The following is a 16879-nucleotide window of genomic DNA, read 5'->3' as shown; positions in this document are numbered from 1 at the left end:
AGAAGAATAACCGTGACGAAAAACGTCCTGATTCATTGCCCTTCCCGTACATGCGGGACAGGGACAATGGAACAGGACGTTTTTTTGTTGATCTCTCTGTAGGCTCGGAGGGATGATGCAGGCGGATAAAAAAAGCCTGCCCGGCTGCCGAGGGCAATCAGGCAGGCGTTGGACGGCCCATCTGCCGCTCAGTGATGGGGCCCCGGGGAAGGCAGGGCCGGAGCGGCCCCGGCCTTTTCCATCTCGGCCAGCGTCTCGACGGCATGGGCGCCGATGGCGAAGCGCTTGGACGGCATGATCTCGTACTCAGCCGAGATGCCGTTGAACTTGATTCGGTACACGCCTTCCGCGCCGAGCGGCCGGGTCACGGCGTACGTTCCGGGCGCGGCTTTCTCCGCCTGGACGGTTACCGGAGGCGACGAGCCGTCCTCAGGCCACAGCTGGAAGCGCGCCTGGTAGAAGCCGTCGTAAGGCTCTCCGCCTTTTTTCACAACGATGGAAAAGCGGCCTTCCTGGCCCGGCTCCAGCTGCTTCGGCAGCTGGAGGTCGACGGTCAGGTGAGGCTTGAAGCCCTTGTCGTCCAGGCCGGAGGTGTCCGCCTGACAGCCGGCGAGCAGCAGCGATGCGCCGGCCAGCAGCGTGCCGGCGGCAAGAGCGATCCGATTGCGTTTCATCTGCGAGTTCCTCCCTTCAGGCCGCGAACCAGCGGCGCAGCGCCGGCACGCGGCGGATAACGAGGCCGTCCAGCGCCAGCACGACCAGCAGCGACAATCCGACAAGCGGCATGAGCACGCCAAGCACGGCCATGATGAGGAGGACGCCGATGGCGGCTTTTTTCTCCTTGGGCTTGTTCGGAGCCCCCAGCTTGCCGGCCGGAGCGCGCTTGCGCCACATGACGTACGAGCCGGCGGAGATCAGGACCAGCCCGAGGCAGGCGAGCAGGCCGAGCAGCTGGTTGGCCAGTCCGAACAGCTTGCCCTCGTGGAAAGCGATGCCGATCGAAATGAGCTTGGCCATGGCGCCGTACTGCTCGTAGCGGACGTCGGTCAGGACGGCGCCGCTGTAGGGATCGACGTGCAGCGTCGCCGAGTTCCACGGCTTGGCGTCTGCCGTAGAGATCGTGTAGACGCCCGTTTCTCCTTGGGGCATCGTAATCGTATACGGCCTCGTCACCTGCTGGCGCTCGGCGATGCCGGCCGCTTCATCGATCGTGATCGGCACGTAGCCGCCGGGCGCGGAGGCCGGCACGGGCAGGCTTTCCGCCGCCCACGGGATGTCCTCGGCGATGTCCTTGGCGCGCGTGACCGGCTCCGGCGCTCCCATGAACGAATAAGCGTAGGGCGGGTTGTTCGTGTTCGTAGCGTTGGCGATCTTGTCGATCTGGCCGCCGAGCACGCCGGACCAAGGCAGGCCCGTCAGGATCAGGGCGAGAATGAGCAGCGACAGCCAGAACGCCGGCACGGCATGAAGGTCCCGCCAGAACAGCCGGTTGCCGGGCTTGCCGAGACGAGGCAGCAGCGTGCCCCAGACGCTGAAGCGTCCGCGCGGCCACCACAAGTACAGGCCGGTGACGGTCAGCACGAGTCCCCAGCAGGCGGCCAGCTCGACGATGCGGTTGGGCAGCGTTCCGGGCAGCAGCAGCTGGCTGTGAAGCTTTTTGAAGACGGCCGAAACGGTTTTGTCCGAATCCATCGTCCCGGCGATCTTGCCGGTATACGGGTCCGCGTAGAGCGTAGTCGGCACCCCGTCCTGGACGACGCTCATCTTGACCGTCGACCGGGCGTCGTCCGGGAGCGTCAGCGACTGGATGGCGAGATTCGGGTTCTCCTTGCGGACGGCCGCCGTCAAGGCTTCCGGAGACATCCAGGCCTGGCCCACTTCCCGGACCGTCAGCAGGTCCTTGTACAGCTGGCCTTCGATCTGCGGCTTGAACAGATAGGCTCCTCCGCTGACGGCGAGGAGGATCAGGAACGGCGCGAAAATAACACCTGCGTAAAAGTGCCACCTCCATACGCTTTGATAGAGCGCCGGCAGCAGGCCTCTTTGCCGAGCCTTCGTCTCCGGCGCTGCGTTTTCAAGCTTCGTGCTCATTTGTGGCGATTCCCCCTGGCTCAATGTCATGAATTCCGCGTTGACTGGATCAGTATAGAGCCAAGCAGCAAAAGAGACATGACTCTTTCAGGCTATCCGGAGGACGATTGGAGGGCGAATATCAAAAATCGGGAGGGGGAAAAAGCGCTTGAAAAGCGATTGGAAAAAGCGCCCCCGCTCGGCCGGGAAGGCCGGAAGCGGGGGCGCTTGGAAGGTCAGCGGGACTTGCCTTGAGCGGCGCGGGCGATGACGCCGCGGATGATGCTGCGGTTGCGCAGCCCGGCGAAGATGTTGAACAGGCCGAGCAGCATGAACACGGCGCCGACGATGACGCGGATCGTGGACCCCTCGTACAGGAACATCTGGATGAGGGCGATCAGGATGAGCATGCAGCCCATGCTGATGTTCATCTGCGCGGCGTACAGGATCTTGAGGTTCGCGTCCTTGGAGCGGCGCGAGCGGAAGCTGTTCAGCACCGACAGCGTGCAGCTGAGGACGATGCCTGCAATGAGCACCCATTGCAGCCAGGCGACGGAGTCGTTCATAGAGCCGAGATTTCTCCTTTGGACGGGCGGCAGCCCGGGGTTTGGAACGAAACTTGCATCGCCGCCAGAGGACGGCCATAGCCATTTCGCCTTGCGCCATTGTATCACAAAAGCTTCCGCGCGGCGAAACCGAAACGCAGTCTCGCGCCTAGCGCCATGCCTGTCGGCCGAGGGGGCTGCGGGAGCCGGCGCGGCGGGTCAAGAGCGCTGGCGGAAGGCGGCGGCGAGGCGGCCCGTCCAGGCGTCAGCCCTGCGGCTGGCCGCTGCTGCTGAGCTCCGGCCCGCGGCGGCGGATGCTGGCCCATACCTGGAGCTTGTTGTCGACGACGAGCGCCGTCTTGATCTCCAGCGTGAAGCTCTTGTCCTTGTCCCGGTACACCTTGCCCGCCAGCAGCTCGCGCGCGAGCCGCGACTCGCGGTCGATCTCATAGACGCTGCGTCCTTCGAGGACGAGCAGGTCCTTGTGAAGCAGCGCCTTGAGCCGCGATTTCGTCGGCTCGTCGAGACTGTCCGCGTCGCCTCCGTCCTCGAAGCGGATCTGCACCGTCTTGATGACGGAATGCAGCTCCTTGAACTGGTTCAGCTTGCTCAGGTCGCTGTCGCGCTCGTTGAGCTGATCCTCCAGCCGGCCGATCTGGTTGGCCGCCCGGTCGAACTGGGCTTGGAACAGCGAATGGTAGACGGCCGCTCCGATGACCATGCCGGCGAGCACGAGGCCGACGCCTTGCGTGAAGCGCATGAAGCGCTCGAAGGGAGGGATCCGCATCGCCCGGGCTCACCCCGATCCCCGGCAGATGAGGCGGATGAGCTCCGTGCCGGCATGGGCGCCGATGAAGGCACACAGGATGAACAGCAGCTGCTGGGCGACAGGCGACAGCTGGCCGTCCATCATGTTGCTTTCAATGACACGAAGCGGGTCGATCGTGCCACCGACGGCCGCGACGAGCGCCCATATTTTCAGCCGGTCCGCCGTATCGAGCATCATCGCGCTGGGAGGGGAGAACGCCAGCACCGAGCCGATGCCGGCAAGCAACGCGCCTCCGACGACGACGCCGAAGGCGATGAAGCAGTCGATCAGGGCCTTGCTCAGGATCAGGTTCATGCGACGCATTCGCCTCACCTTTCCGCTGGGGAGTGATGGGAATCGCTTCCCTTGTCCCATTGTATGGGACTGCGGCGCTCTTTTATGATAAGATAGAACGAAAGAGCGAACAGATGTGCCCCAGGGCGGCGTCGGAGCTGGAGCCATGGGCGCCAGCCGGCGAAGCGCGCCGGGGCGGCGTCGGAAGGAGGGGGCGCGATGAGCGCGGGCGGACGATTCGTGCACTTGCATGTGCACAGCGAATACAGCTTGCTGGACGGAGCGGCGCGAATCCGCGATCTGACGGCTAGGGCCGCGGAGCTCGGGATGGGCTCGCTGGCGCTGACCGACCACGGCGTCATGTACGGGGCGGTGCCCTTTTACAAGGAGTGCGTCAAGCAGGGCATCAAGCCGATCATCGGCTGCGAGATGTATCTGGCGGGCGGCTCGCGGACGGACAAGGGGACCCGCAAGGACAACCCGATCTACCATCTGATCCTGCTCGCGCAGAACATGGCCGGCTACCGCAACTTGATGAAGCTGAGCAGCATCGCCCATCTCGAGGGCTTCCACTACAAGCCGCGCATCGACCACGACGTCTTGCGGGAGCACGCGGAGGGACTCGTCTGCCTGAGCGCCTGTCTGGCCGGCGAAGTGTCGCAGCATCTGCTGCACGACCGTCCGGAGGAGGCGAGGCGAGCCGCGCTGCGGTACCGGGAGTCGTTCGGCGACCGCTTCTATCTGGAGATCCAGGACCACGGCATGGCCGAGCAGAAAAAAGTCATCGCGGGCATGATCGCCCTCTCCGAGGAGACCGGCATCCCGCTGGCGGCGACGAACGACGTGCACTACCTGCGGCAGGAGGACGCGGCCGTGCAGGACGTGCTCATCTGCATCGGCACCGGCAAGAGCGTGAACGATCCCGACCGCCTGCACATGCACGGGGACGGGATGTACTTGAAGAGCGCCGAGGAGATGGAGCGGCTGTTCCCGCATCTGCCCGAGGCGCTGCTCAATACGGTCCGCATCGCCGACAGCTGCCGGCTGGAGCTGGAGCTCGGCGTGCACGCGCTGCCGGAGTACCGTCCGCTGCCGGACGGGCTGAGCGCCGCTCAATACCTGGAGCGGCTCTGCCAGGCCGGCATGAGGGAGCGGTACGGCAGCCTGGAGGAGAGCGGACGGCCGGCAGCGGCGGACGGGCATGGCGGGCATGGCGGGCATGGCGCTGCCTGGCGAGACGCGGGAGCGACGCTGCGAGAGGCGGAGGAGCGGCTGCGCTACGAGCTCGGCGTCATCGAGCGGATGGGCTTCAGCGACTACTTCCTCATCGTCTGGGACTTCATCCGCTACGCGCATGAGCAGGGCATCCGCACGGGACCGGGCCGCGGCTCGTCGGCAGGCAGCCTCGTCGCCTACTGCCTTCGCATCACCGACGTCGATCCGCTCAAGCACCGGCTGCTGTTCGAGCGCTTCCTCAATCCGGAGCGCATCAGCATGCCGGATATCGACATCGACTTCAACGACGAGCGCCGCGACGAGGTGATCGCCTATGTGAGCCGCAAGTACGGCTCCGACCATGTCGCGCAGATCATCACGTTCGGCACGCTGGCGGCCAAGGCCGCCGTGCGCGACGTCGGGCGCGCGCTCGACGTGCCGCCGGGCGACATCGACCGCGTCGCCAAGCTCATCCCCGGCCATCCGGGCACGACGCTGGAGTCGGCGATCGCCTCGGTGCCGCAGCTGCGGGAATACAGCGAGCGGGAGGGGACGCGCGAGCTGATCGCGACCGCGCTCAAGGTCGAGGGCATGCCCCGGCATGCTTCCACCCATGCGGCCGGCGTCGTCATCTCGGGCCGTCCGCTCACGGACTACGTGCCGCTGCAGGGCGGCTCGGAGGCGGCCGCGCTGACGCAGTACTCGATGGAGAACGTCGAGGCCGTCGGCCTGCTCAAGATGGACTTCCTCGGCCTGCGCACGCTCTCGATCCTGGAGCGGACGCTCGATTGGATCCGCCGTCCGGACGGCGGCACGGTCGACTTCCGCGAGGTGCCGGACGATGATTCGGCGACGTACGAGATGCTCGGACGAGGGGACACGACCGGCATCTTCCAGCTGGAGTCCGCGGGCATGAGGCGCGTGCTGCGGGAGCTGCGGCCGAGCGGCTTCGAGGACATCGTGTCCGTGCTCGCGCTCTACCGGCCGGGTCCGATGGAGTTCATCCCCCGCTTCATCGCGGGCAAGCACGGCACGGAGCGCGTCGAATACCCGCATCCGTCGCTGGAGCCGATCCTCAAGGATACGTACGGCATCATCGTCTATCAGGAGCAGATCATGCAGATCGCCTCCTCGATGGCCGGCTTCACCTTGGGCGAGGCGGACCTCTTGCGGCGCGCCGTGTCCAAGAAGAAGCGGGAGATTCTCGACGAGCAGCGCGCCGCCTTCGTGCGGGGCTCGCTCGGCCAAGGCTACGCGGAGGAAGAGGCGGACCGGGTCTACGACATGATCCTGCGCTTCGCCGACTACGGCTTCCCGAGGGCCCACGCGGCCGCCTACGGCGTGCTCGCGTTCCAGACGGCTTGGCTCAAGCGGCATCATCCGGTCGCCTTCATGGCGTCGATGCTCGCCTCGGTCACCGGCAACCAGCGCAAGACCGGCGAGTACATCGACGAGTGCCGCCGGATGGGCATCGAGGTGCTGCCGCCGGACGTGAACCGCAGCTCGGTCACGTTCAGCCCCGAGGGACAGGCGGTGCGCTTCGGCCTCGCCAGCATCAAGAACGTCGGCACGCAGGCGATCGAGTCGATCCGGCGCGAGGCGGCGGTTCGGCCGTTCGCCAGCCTCATCGATCTGTGCCGGCGCGTCGACCTGCGCGTCGTCAACAAGCGCGTGCTGGAGAGCCTGATCGGCGCCGGGGCGCTGGAGTCGCTGCCGGGCCATCGGGCGCAGCAGCTGGCCGCGCTGGACGAATCCGTCGAAGCGGCGCAAAAATGGCGCAAGGAGCGCGAGGAGCTGCAGATCGAGCTGTTCGGCTTTGAAGAGGTGCAGAACTGGGACATCGAGCTGCCTCAGGTCGAGCCTTACTCGCAGACCCAGCTGCTCGAGCTCGAGCGCGAGCTGCTCGGGCTTTATCTGTCCGGCCATCCGCTGGATGCGGCGGAGGAGCAGCTGGCCGAGCTCGGCCTCGACCGGCTTGTCGAGCTGGAGGAAGCGGCGGAGGGCGCGTCCGGCGTGCTTGCCGTCCGCATCGTGTCGCTGAAGACGCTGCGGACCCGCAAAGGCCAGCCGATGGCGTTCGCCGAGGTGGAGGACCGCATCGCGCGCGTCGAAGCGGTGTTCTTCCCGTCCGCGTGGGAAAAGCTCGCGGACAAGGTGTCCGCCGGAGGCCTCGCCGTGCTGCAGGCCTCCGTGCAGCGGGGAGACGAGGACATCAAGCTGATCGTCGATGACCTCGTCCCCCTGGCCGACCCCGAGCTGCACTCCGGGGTCGAGCGGCTCCGCCGCCAGGCGCGCGGGCGCCGCTCGCGCTCCGGCGGCGGCAGCGGCGCGCCGGGGCCCGGGAGCAGAGCCCCGGGCGCGGCTCCGCCGCCAGCCGCAGGCGGAGCTTCGCCGCCGCCGAGGCGCTCCGTCGGAGCGCAGGCGGCAGGCGCCGGCGAGGCCGCCCCGCGAGCCGGCGGCCCCGTCGGGACGCCGCCGCCAGCTGCAGGCGGAGCTTCGCCGCCCGCGAGGCGCTCCGTCGGAGCGCAGGCGGCAGGCGCTCCTTCGGGACGTCCGGCTGCTTCCGCGCCGGAGCGCTCTGCCGCCGCCGCGCAGCGGCTGTATCTCAAGATCACGGCGGATCGGGAGACTCCCGCCGTCCTGGAGCGGCTCAAGGCGCTCATCGGGGAGCATGCGGGACCGCTCGGCACCGTGCTCTTTTATGAGCGGGAGTCCCGCACGATGGCGCTGAGCGAGCGCTACCGCGTCAAGCCATCGCCGGAGCTGATCGAGCGCATCGAGCAGCTGCTCGGCCAAGGCTGCGCCGTCGTGAAGTAGCCGGAGCCTGGCGCCCGTCGTCGACGCGCATCGGCCCAGCTCCTCTTCCTTTTCAACCGTCCTGGCCGTGGCCAAGACGGTTTTTTTCATTGTTTCCGTGCGCGTCCTGCGCTTCCATGGGAGCAGAGGGCTACACGCGGAAAAACCTTGCGCAGCCTACGCTTCGCTCCGGCTCCCTCTATCGCTGCGCCGGCCTCCGGTCCGGCGGAACGGCCATCTCGTCGAAGCGCTCCGCCAGCTCGGCCAGTCCGGCGCGCAGCCTCTCGCCGTCCATCGGAGCGCCGTGGCCGGCGAGCGCGAATTCGGGACGAAGCGCCTCCAGGCGTCGAACGGATGCTTTGGCCGTCGCCCAGTCCGGCGTAAAGTACATCGGCGGGCCGTGAATTTCCTGCTCCTGCACGAGCACGGCCCAGGCGGATTCCTGCTTGACGGTGATGAAGGCGTCGCCCGCGATCAGCGCGCGGTCACGCTCGCGGAACAGCGAGACATGTCCCGGCGTATGGCCAGGCGTGCCGATCCATTTCCATTCAGGGAGGCCGGGGACGCTCCCGTCTTCCGGCAGCGGCTTCACCTTGCCGCCGAGCTGCAGCGCTTCCCGCGGGTACAGCGGCGAGAGCAGCGTCATCAAGCCTCCGCCCGCATCGGCGTCGGGCGGAGGGTAGTTCCGCTCGCCCTGCAGATAAGGCAGCTCCTGCTCGTGAGCGTATACGGGCACGTCCCATAGCTCAAGCAGCTTCTCCAGCGAGCCGACATGGTCGAAATGGGCATGCGTAAGCACGATTGCTTTCGGCGCGGCGGCGCCGAAGCGCTCCTCTGCGGCGTCGGCGATCGCCCGCGCGAAGCCGGCGATGCCGGCGTCGACCAGCGTCCATTCCCCGCTTCCCGGCTTGCCGATCATCGCGATATTGGCGATCAGCGTTCGTTTCAAAGTCAAATCTTCCGGCAGTTGCGGCATGGCAATCATCCTCCTTGACCTTAGCATGTCCGGATCGGCTTCCGGTCAGCCTCGGCCTCTTTCAGGCTCTATTTTTCCGGAACATTTCGCGGGACAGGAGCATAGAGTAGGAAGCACAGCAGCCCTAGGCTGCGAGCCGGAACGCCTCGGGCGGCGGAGTCGGCAGGCGCGAGGGGGGCGGATCGGCCGCGTCCCTCTAAGGCTGCCTGCGCCGCGCGACGGCGCTGCGGCGCAAGCGCCGGGGCCTGTCCCGTTCCCCGGAGGGACAGCTCCGGCACCTTGGCCAAGCGGGAGGAATGCGGATGAACGTTGAATTGGAGCGCTGGCTGGAGAGGCGCGGAGTCACGGTAGCGGATGTCGCGGAAATCGTCCATTCCTTGCAGCTTCCCTATAACCCTGACCTCACGATAGAAGAATGTGTGGACAGCGTGCGCACGGTGCTCGGCAAGCGCGAAGTCCAATATGTGCTCTGCACGGGCATCGCGCTCGACGAGCTGGCGGAGAAGCGGCTGCTGCCGGCTCCGCTGCAGCGCATCATGGAGAAGGACGAATCGCTGTACGGCGTCGACGAGACGCTGGCGATGGGCATCACGCACGTGTACGGCATGATCGGCTTGACCAGCTTCGGCTACCTGGACAAGGTGAAGCCCGGCATCATCAGCCGGCTCAACGACAAGTCCACGGGCGAGATCCACGTGTTTCTCGACGATCTCGTAGCCGGACTGGCTGCGGCGGCATCGGCCCGGATCGCGCATCAGGACCCGAGGGCGACAGACTATAGCGAGGACGGCACGAAAGCCTGAGAGGCGTGCAGGATTCGGCGGCTGCGGGAGCGAATCGTTCCTGCAGCGAGCTTTCCGGCACGTCGGCGGACAGGCCGGCCGCTTCCGCTTCCCTCCGCGAGGCCGTCAGCCGGGCGGCGCTCCCGGGCGGGCTTTCGACCCGGAATGGCCTAGGCCTTTCTTGCTAGCAAAAGTTCTCCTATGCTATGATTGTGAGATCATGTGACCTGTTTCCGGGATATCAGGAGGTACCTTTCATGTGGACGGTCATCTACATCGCGCCGACGGCGAAGATCGCGGAGAGCATCAAACGAAGGCTTACCGAAGAGGGGTTCCTCGTCCAGACAAGACCCATCAACATGTCCAAGCAGCAGTACGAGATCCTCGTGCCGTCCGGAGAACTGGATGAAGTCCAGGAAGTGCTGACGTCCATTCTCCATTCCTGATCGCCGGCCCGACTATACTTAGCGTCTTGAGAGGTGTCACTTGTGTTCAAGGACCTGTTCCATAAACGAAAATACGCCACCGTGCCTTCCGAAAGGGAACGCGGGGACAAGCAGGAGAGGCCGAAGCGGGACATTCCCGAAGGCTTGATGAACAAATGTCCCAAATGCGCGGCGATCCAATTCTCCAAGGAGTTGGACAAGAACCACAAAGTATGTCCGTCCTGCGGGCATCATTTCCGCCTGAGCGCCTGGGAGCGCATCGGAATGACGCTCGATGACGGACGTTTGTCTGAATTCGACCACGGCATGATTTCCGAAGATCCGCTGGAATTCCCCGGCTACGCCTCGAAGCTCGAAGCCCAGAAGAAGAACTCGGGCCTGAACGACGCCGTCGTCACGGGCGAGGGCGCGATCGGCGGATTCCCGGTCGTCGTCGCCGTCATGAGCTTCGACTTCTTCAGCGGCAGCATGGGCTCCGTCGTCGGCGAAAAGATTACGAGGGCGATCGAGCAGGCGCGGCTGCGCAAGCTGCCGCTGCTCATCTTCTCGACCTCGGGCGGCGCGCGCATGCAGGAGAGCATCCTGAGCCTCATGCAGATGGCCAAGACGAGCGCCGCGCTCGCCAAGTTCCAGAGCGAGGGCGGCCTGTACATCTCCGTCATGACCGATCCGACGACGGGCGGCGTGACGGCGAGCTTCGCCTCGCTCGGCGACTACAACCTGGCCGAGCCGGGAGCGCTCATCGGCTTCGCCGGCCGCATCGTCATCGAGCAGACGATCCGCCAGAAGCTGCCGGACAACTTCCAGACCGCGGAATTCAACCTGCAGCATGGCCAGCTCGACCGCGTCGTGCACCGCAAGGACATGAAGTCCACGCTGACGCGTCTGCTCGACATGCATGCCGTGAAGGAGGAGACGGGTTATGGCGGGTGAACTGCCTTTCGAAAAGCCGCTTGGCGACCTGAGGCGCAAGATCGAGGAGCTGAAGGGGCTGAGCCAAGGCAAGGGCATCGACTTCAGCGACGAGATCGCCCGGCTGGAGGCGCGCTGCCGCCAGCTGGAGGAGGAGCTCTACAATGAGCTCGGCGCAGCCGAGAAGATGCATCTGGCCCGCCATCACCAGCGGCCGACGTCGCTCGACTTCATCCAGGCGATCTTCACCGACTTCCTGGAGCTGCACGGCGACCGGCTGTTCGCGGACGATCTGGCGATCGTCGGCGGCCTCGCCAAGCTGAACGGCATGCCGGTCACTGTCATCGGCCACCAGCGCGGCAAGGATACCAAGGACAACATCGCCCGCTTCTTCGGCAGCCCCCATCCGGAGGGCTTCCGCAAGGCGCTGAGGCTCATGCAGCAGGCGGACAAGTTCCGCCGTCCGATCATCACCTTCATCGACACCAAGGGCGCCTATCCCGGCAATACCGCCGAGGAGCGCGGGCAGTCCGAGGCGATCGCCCGCAACCTGCGCGAGATGGCGCTGCTCGGCGTGCCGGTCGTCTGCGTCGTCATCGGCGAAGGCGGCAGCGGCGGCGCCCTGGCGCTCGGCGTCGGCAACCGCGTGCTCATGCTGGAGAACGCCATCTACTCCGTCATCTCGCCGAACGGCGCGGCGTCCATTCTCTGGAAGGACGCCTCCAAGGCGGACCAGGCGGCCGAGGCGATGAAGATCACCGCCAAGGACCTGCTGTCGTTCGGCATCGTCGAAGAGGTCGTGCCGGAGCCGCAGGGCGGAGCCCATCGCGATTACGCGCAGCAGGCGGAGTCGATCCGGGAAGCGGTGTGGCGCCATCTGCAGGAGCTGCTCGCGATGTCTCCGGAGGAGCTCATCGAGGACCGCTACATGAAGTTCCGCAAGGTCGGCCGCTTCGCTTTTGCGGCGGAGGCCGGCGCGGAGCAGCCGGACGGTCCGCTGGAAGCGCCGGAGGCCTCCGGGCAGCCGGACGAAGCCGGCGGCGCGGCGGAGACGGCTGCTCCTGGGGAAGCCTCTGCCGCGGCGGAGTCGGCCCGAGTGCACTAACCCAAAGTCAGGTTCGCAAGAAGCGGCCGCAAGCGGCCGCTTTTTCGCGTTCCGAAGCAAGTTGCCTTGCTTCCCACGTGAGCTTCATGGTATAACAGGATGCGTTCTGAATCGAAAGTCATGCTTTTTACCGGGCGAAAGTCTTGTAAAGAGAGGAAAGTCATGTCTATGCCGGAGCCAATTGTGATAGAATGAATGATAGTGTTCAAGCAAGCTAACTGATGGAGGAATCATGACCCATGCGCAAAACGAAAATTGTATGTACGATCGGACCGTCCAGCGAATCGCTGGAAAATACAAAGAAATTGATTCTGGCCGGCATGAACGTCGCCCGCCTGAACTTCTCGCACGGCGACTTCGAAGAGCACGGCAACCGCATCAAGAACATCCGCCAGGCATGCGCGGAGCTCGGCAAGACCGTCGCGATCCTGCTCGACACCAAAGGGCCTGAGATTCGTCTCGGCAAGCTGAAGGAAGAGCCGATCGAGCTGCAGCAGGACGACTACATCACGCTGACGACCGAAGAGATCCTCGGCGACCGCCACCGCATTCCGGTGACGTACAAGAACCTGCCGGCCGACCTGAAGATCGGCTCGACCGTCCTCATCGACGACGGCCTGATCGGCCTGACCGTCGTGGACATCCAGGGCACGGAGATCAACTGCAAGATCGTCAACAGCGGCCCGATCAAGAGCAAGAAGGGCGTCAACGTTCCGGGCGTGCACATCTCCCTGCCGGGCATCACGGAAAAAGACGCCGGCGACATCGTGTTCGGCGTCGAGCAGGGCGTCGACTTCATCGCCGCCTCCTTCGTGCGCAAGGCGTCCGACGTGCTGGAAATCCGCGAGCTGCTGGAGCGCCACAATGCCGGCCACATCCAGATCATCTCCAAGATCGAGAACCAGCAGGGCGTCGACAACCTCGACGAGATCCTTGAGGTGTCCGATGGCCTGATGGTCGCGCGGGGCGACCTCGGCGTCGAGATTCCGGCCGAGGAAGTGCCGCTCGTGCAAAAATCGATGATCCAAAAAGCGAACCTCGCCGGCAAGCCGGTCATCACGGCGACGCAGATGCTCGACTCCATGCAGCGCAATCCGCGTCCGACCCGCGCCGAAGCGAGCGACGTGGCCAACGCCATCCTCGACGGCACGGACGCGATCATGCTGTCCGGCGAGACGGCCGCAGGCAAATACCCGACGGAGTCCGTGCTGACGATGTCCCGCATCGCCGAACGCGCCGAGTCCGCGCTGGACTATCGCGAGATCCTGACCAAGACGGCGATCGCGCAGCAGACGACCGTCACCGAGGCGATCAGCCAGGCGGTGGCGAACTCCGCCCTCGACCTGCAGGCCAAGGCGATCGTGACGTCGACGGAGAGCGGCTATACCGCCCGCATGGTGTCCAAGTACCGTCCGAAGGCTCCGATCATCGCCGTGACGACCGACGATCGCATCATGCGCCGTCTGAACCTGACGTGGGGCGTCATCCCAACGAAGGGCATCGCCGCCGATACGACCGATGAGATGTTCAACTTCGCCGTCGAAGGCGCGCTCGGCACGGGCCTCGTCGCGCTCGGCGACACGATCGTCATTACGGCCGGCGTGCCGGTAGGCCGCGCGGGCACGACGAACCTCATCAAGGTGCATCACATCGGCGAACTCGTCGCCAAGGGCCAAGGCATCGGCAGCCAGACCGCTACGGGCAAGATCGTCGTCGCCCGCACGCCGGAGGAAGCGATCGCCAAGACCAAGGAAGGCTCTATCCTCGTCACGGTATCGACCGACAAGGACTACATGCCGGCCATTCAGAAAGCATCGGCGATCATCACCGTATCGGGCGGCATCACGAGCCATGCGGCCGTCGTCGGCCTGAACCTGGGCATCCCGGCGGTCATCGGCATCGACAACGCGTTCGAGCTGCTGCATGACGACATGGAAGTGACCGTCTACGGCGAGATGGGCGTCATCTATACCGGTCAAAGCAAAGTCCTGTAAGAAGTTGAGCCGGTCCTTCGGCTCGGTCCGCCAAGCCAGCCTTCAAGGCCGATCCTCTCCCGCCGGAGAGGATCGGCCTTTTTCGCGCGCGAAAAAAAGAGGGCAGGCACCTGCAGGTGCCTCGGTGACCTGGAAGTGCGGACTTACGCCGATTCTCCTCGCGCTCCATAATGAACGTAGGCGAAACAAAGGAGCTGAGGAAAGATGGAGAATACGCGCAAAGTCGCGCTGGTCGTAGGAGCGGCAGGGGTTATCGGAAGGAATCTGGCGGAGCATCTCGCCGCCATGCCGGAATGGGACGTGATCGGGGTGGCGCGGCGCGCGATGGCGCCGTCGAAGCGGATCCGCTACGTCTCTGCGGACCTGCTCGATGCCGCCGATACGCGGGCCAAGCTGGGCTCGCTGTCCCAAGTGACGCATGTGTTCTATGCCGCCTACCAGGACCGGCCGACGTGGGCGGAGCTGGTGGAGCCCAACGTCGCGATGCTCCGCCATGTTGTCGAGGCCGTGGAGGCCGGCTCTCCGGGACTGCGGCATGTCAGCCTCATGCAGGGCTACAAGGTGTATGGAGCCCACCTGGGACCGTTCAAGACGCCAGCGAAGGAAAGCGATGCCCGGCCTTTGGCGGATGAGTTCAACATGGCGCAGCAGCAGCTTCTGGAAGAGAAGCAGCGGGGCAAGACCTGGACGTGGTCGGCGCTGCGGCCGTCCGTCGTGACGGGCTTCGCTCTGGGCAATCCGATGAATCTGGCGATGGTCATCGCGGTGTATGCCTCGATCAGCAAGGAGCTCGGCCTGCCGCTGCGCTTCCCGGGCAAGCCGGGCGCCTACGGCACGCTGCTGGAGATGACCGATGCGGGACTGCTCGCCCGGGCGACCGTCTGGGCGGCGACCGAGGAGCGGGCCGCCAATCAGGCGTTCAACATCACGAACGGCGATCTGTTCCGCTGGAACGAGATGTGGCCGCGCATCGCTTCCTTCTTCGGGATGGAAGCCGCGCCGCCCTCCTCGCAGCCGATGTCGCTGGAAGCCGAGATGGCGGACAAGGAGCCGGTCTGGAACCGGATCGTCGAGAAGCATGGCTTGGAGCCCCATGCCTATCGCGAAGTCTCTTCCTGGCCGTTCGGCGACTTCGTCTTCTCCTGGGACTATGACTTCCTGTCGGACGGGTCCAAGGCGAGACGGCTCGGCTTCCATGACTTCGTCGATACGGAATCGATGTTCGAGCAGATTTTCGAGCAGCTCCGGCTCCGCCGCATCATCCCCTGAACGAAGTCCGCGTAACCGGCAAGCGGACGAAGCCCGCGCCTTCAAGGCACGGGCTTTTCGCGTCGAATCATCCTTCCGCCAGGCCGCCGCTGTCCGGGCCATGCACGACGACCGCGTTCGCTCCATAGGCTTCCCGGATGTAGGACTCGCCCCACCGGCACATCGAGTGAAGCAGCGGCTTCAGCGTCAGGCCGAACGGAGTCAGCTCGTATTCCACCCTTGGCGGAATCTCGTCGTACGCGATCCGGACGATGATGCCGGATTGCTGCAGCTCCCGCAGCTGCTGCGTCAGCACCTTCTGGGTGATGTCGGGGATGAGCCGGAGCAGCTGGCCGTTTCTCTTCGTGCCGAACGTCAGGTGGAACAGGATGACGGGCTTCCATTTTCCGCCGATCGCTTCGAGAGCAGCCTCCACGGCTGTCCGGAATACTTTGGGCTCTTGCGCCTCCATGCACATTCACCTGCGCTTCGCTGAGATATAGCTTCATGCTAACAAAGGGCGGAAGGAGGAACAATAGGGGGAGCGGCGCGCTTTTTTGCAAGTTGCCTGATTTGAGCCGATAATAAAGGGACAAGGATAGAGGCAGGAAGGGGCAATCAAGGCTTATGGAGCAGGCGGAATGGATGCTTTACCCGCTGCGGGTGAGATATCAGGAGACGGACGCGATGGGCGTCGTGTATCATGCGAATTATTTGACTTGGTTCGAGATCGGGCGCACGGAGCTGATCCGCTCCAAGGGATATGCTTATGGCCGGATCGAGCAGGAAGGGCTCATGCTCCCGCTGACGGATCTGGACAGCCAGTTCCGCCAGCCGGCCCGCTATGACGACGCGATCGTCGTCTGCACGCGGGTCGAGAGCTTCACGCCGATGCGCGTCGGATTCCGCTATCAGATCCGCCGCCTGGCGTCGGCCTCGGCGGAAGCGGCGCTGCCCGCGCTCGGCGAGGGGACGGTCCGCGCGGCCCGGGAGGACGGCGAAGGGCTGCCGGGAGAGCTGCTTGCCGGGGGCGGCACCCGCCATGTGTGGGTGGACCGCGGCTTCCGTCCGGCGCGCCTCGACCGGCGGCTGCCGGAGCTGTACGAGCTGATCCGGCGCATGGCGCCGGGCGGAAAGGAGGAGCGCGCATGAACCGAGGCTTCGGAACGGTGCAGAAGATGCTGCTCGGAGGAGCGGCCTACGTGCTGCTGGAGGTCGTCGCGATGGCCTGGCTCGGCAGCCGGATCGGCGTCGGCGGCGTGTTCCTGCTGCTGGCCGGAACGGCGGTGCTCGGCGCCGTGCTGATGCGCACGCACGGACGCAAGGCCTGGGCGGAGATGCGGCGCAAGATGGAGCTCGGCGAGCCGCCGGGGCATGCGCTGCTGAACGGCCTTTGCCTGATGGCGGGCAGCCTGCTGCTGATCTTTCCCGGCGCGATCGGCGACCTGGTCGGCCTGACGCTCGTCCTGCCCGTCACCCGCAGCTTTTACCGCATGCGGCTGTACCGGCTCCTGGAGAAGCTGCTGCGGCGCGGAGGCGGAGGCGGCTTCGGCGGCCCGGGCGGCGGCCGATTCATCTTCATCGGCCGCCGCTGATAGAGGCCCCGGCCGAGAGCGGGCGGCTTCTCTCGCCCGAGTCGGCATTTACCTGGCCTTTACCGCATCTTAATATAGGAGTAACAGTTGCGC

Annotated in this window: 16 protein-coding genes; 9 read left to right on the top strand and 7 right to left on the bottom strand. The window is 65.3% G+C overall.

Translation table 11 applies throughout. The annotated features are described in order from the left end of the window. Nucleotides 1-188: 188 nt before the first annotated feature. The 5 genes from HGI30_RS16495 to HGI30_RS16475 form a co-directional block, all read right to left on the bottom strand. Nucleotides 189-674, bottom strand: coding sequence for a FixH family protein (locus tag HGI30_RS16495; RefSeq protein WP_168908561.1), 486 nt, complete (start codon nt 672-674; stop codon nt 189-191). A 16-nt stretch (nt 675-690) separates the two neighbouring features. Beyond that, on the bottom strand, nt 691-2091 hold the full coding sequence (locus tag HGI30_RS16490) for a PepSY-associated TM helix domain-containing protein (RefSeq protein ID WP_168908560.1): 1401 nt from the start codon (nt 2089-2091) through the stop codon (nt 691-693). A gap of 215 nt (nt 2092-2306) precedes the next feature. Beyond that, complete coding sequence (locus tag HGI30_RS16485) at nt 2307-2636, bottom strand: YtpI family protein (RefSeq protein WP_168908559.1); 330 nt, start codon at nt 2634-2636, stop codon at nt 2307-2309. 244 nt (nt 2637-2880) lie between these two features. Next, nucleotides 2881-3402, bottom strand: coding sequence for a sporulation membrane protein YtrI (locus HGI30_RS16480; protein ID WP_168908558.1), 522 nt, complete (start codon nt 3400-3402; stop codon nt 2881-2883). 9 nt (nt 3403-3411) lie between these two features. Next, the gene (locus HGI30_RS16475) at nt 3412-3738 is read right to left on the bottom strand and encodes a YtrH family sporulation protein (protein WP_168908557.1); all 327 of its coding nucleotides are present in this window, start codon (nt 3736-3738) and stop codon (nt 3412-3414) included. 198 nt (nt 3739-3936) lie between these two features. Between HGI30_RS16475 and HGI30_RS16470 the strand changes: the two genes are divergently transcribed. Next, nucleotides 3937-7749: a DNA polymerase III subunit alpha gene (locus HGI30_RS16470; protein ID WP_168908556.1), complete on the top strand. Its 3813-nt coding sequence runs from the start codon at nt 3937-3939 to the stop codon at nt 7747-7749. 178 nt (nt 7750-7927) lie between these two features. Here the strand turns inward: HGI30_RS16470 and HGI30_RS16465 are convergent, their stop codons facing one another. Further along, nucleotides 7928-8704 (bottom strand): MBL fold metallo-hydrolase, encoded by a 777-nt coding sequence (locus tag HGI30_RS16465; protein ID WP_235680162.1) that lies wholly within the window; start codon nt 8702-8704, stop codon nt 7928-7930. Nucleotides 8705-9006: 302 nt separating this feature from the next. Between HGI30_RS16465 and HGI30_RS16460 the strand changes: the two genes are divergently transcribed. From HGI30_RS16460 to HGI30_RS16435, 6 genes are all read left to right on the top strand, one after another. After that, nucleotides 9007-9507, top strand: coding sequence for a phosphatidylglycerophosphatase A family protein (locus HGI30_RS16460; RefSeq protein ID WP_168908554.1), 501 nt, complete (start codon nt 9007-9009; stop codon nt 9505-9507). Nucleotides 9508-9743: 236 nt separating this feature from the next. Next, the gene (locus tag HGI30_RS16455) at nt 9744-9932 is read left to right on the top strand and encodes a glutamate decarboxylase (RefSeq protein WP_168908553.1); all 189 of its coding nucleotides are present in this window, start codon (nt 9744-9746) and stop codon (nt 9930-9932) included. 42 nt (nt 9933-9974) lie between these two features. Continuing rightward, nucleotides 9975-10865 (top strand): acetyl-CoA carboxylase, carboxyltransferase subunit beta, encoded by an 891-nt coding sequence (accD, locus tag HGI30_RS16450; RefSeq protein ID WP_168908552.1) that lies wholly within the window; start codon nt 9975-9977, stop codon nt 10863-10865. Beyond that, nucleotides 10855-11949: an acetyl-CoA carboxylase carboxyltransferase subunit alpha gene (locus HGI30_RS16445; protein ID WP_168908551.1), complete on the top strand. Its 1095-nt coding sequence runs from the start codon at nt 10855-10857 to the stop codon at nt 11947-11949. Before accD ends, HGI30_RS16445 begins: the two co-directional genes overlap by 11 nt. 239 nt (nt 11950-12188) lie before the next feature. Further along, entirely contained in the window at nt 12189-13943 is a 1755-nt protein-coding gene (pyk, locus tag HGI30_RS16440) for a pyruvate kinase (protein ID WP_168908550.1), read from the top strand. Nucleotides 13944-14147: 204 nt separating this feature from the next. Then, a complete protein-coding gene (locus tag HGI30_RS16435; protein ID WP_168908549.1) occupies nt 14148-15212 on the top strand; it encodes an SDR family oxidoreductase in 1065 nt (354 codons plus the stop codon). 67 nt (nt 15213-15279) lie between these two features. Here HGI30_RS16435 and HGI30_RS16430 read toward each other — a convergent pair whose 3' ends face one another. After that, nucleotides 15280-15663, bottom strand: coding sequence for a winged helix-turn-helix transcriptional regulator (locus HGI30_RS16430; protein WP_168908548.1), 384 nt, complete (start codon nt 15661-15663; stop codon nt 15280-15282). Nucleotides 15664-15818: 155 nt separating this feature from the next. Here HGI30_RS16430 and HGI30_RS16425 point away from each other — a divergent pair, with 155 nt between their 5' ends. Both HGI30_RS16425 and HGI30_RS16420 read left to right on the top strand, forming a co-directional pair. After that, the gene (locus HGI30_RS16425; protein ID WP_168908547.1) at nt 15819-16343 is read left to right on the top strand and encodes an acyl-CoA thioesterase; all 525 of its coding nucleotides are present in this window, start codon (nt 15819-15821) and stop codon (nt 16341-16343) included. Further along, nucleotides 16340-16786 carry an FxsA family protein gene (locus tag HGI30_RS16420; protein WP_235680161.1) on the top strand — a complete coding sequence of 149 codons (447 nt, stop codon included), beginning with the start codon at nt 16340-16342 and terminating at the stop codon, nt 16784-16786. Before HGI30_RS16425 ends, HGI30_RS16420 begins: the two co-directional genes overlap by 4 nt. Nucleotides 16787-16879 lie beyond the last annotated feature (93 nt).

This window comes from Paenibacillus albicereus, assembly GCF_012676905.1.
GTDB lineage: Bacteria > Bacillota > Bacilli > Paenibacillales > Paenibacillaceae > Paenibacillus_O > Paenibacillus_O albicereus.
Note: the sequence above shows the minus strand (reverse complement) of the source record. Positions and strands in the feature narration are given on the sequence as shown.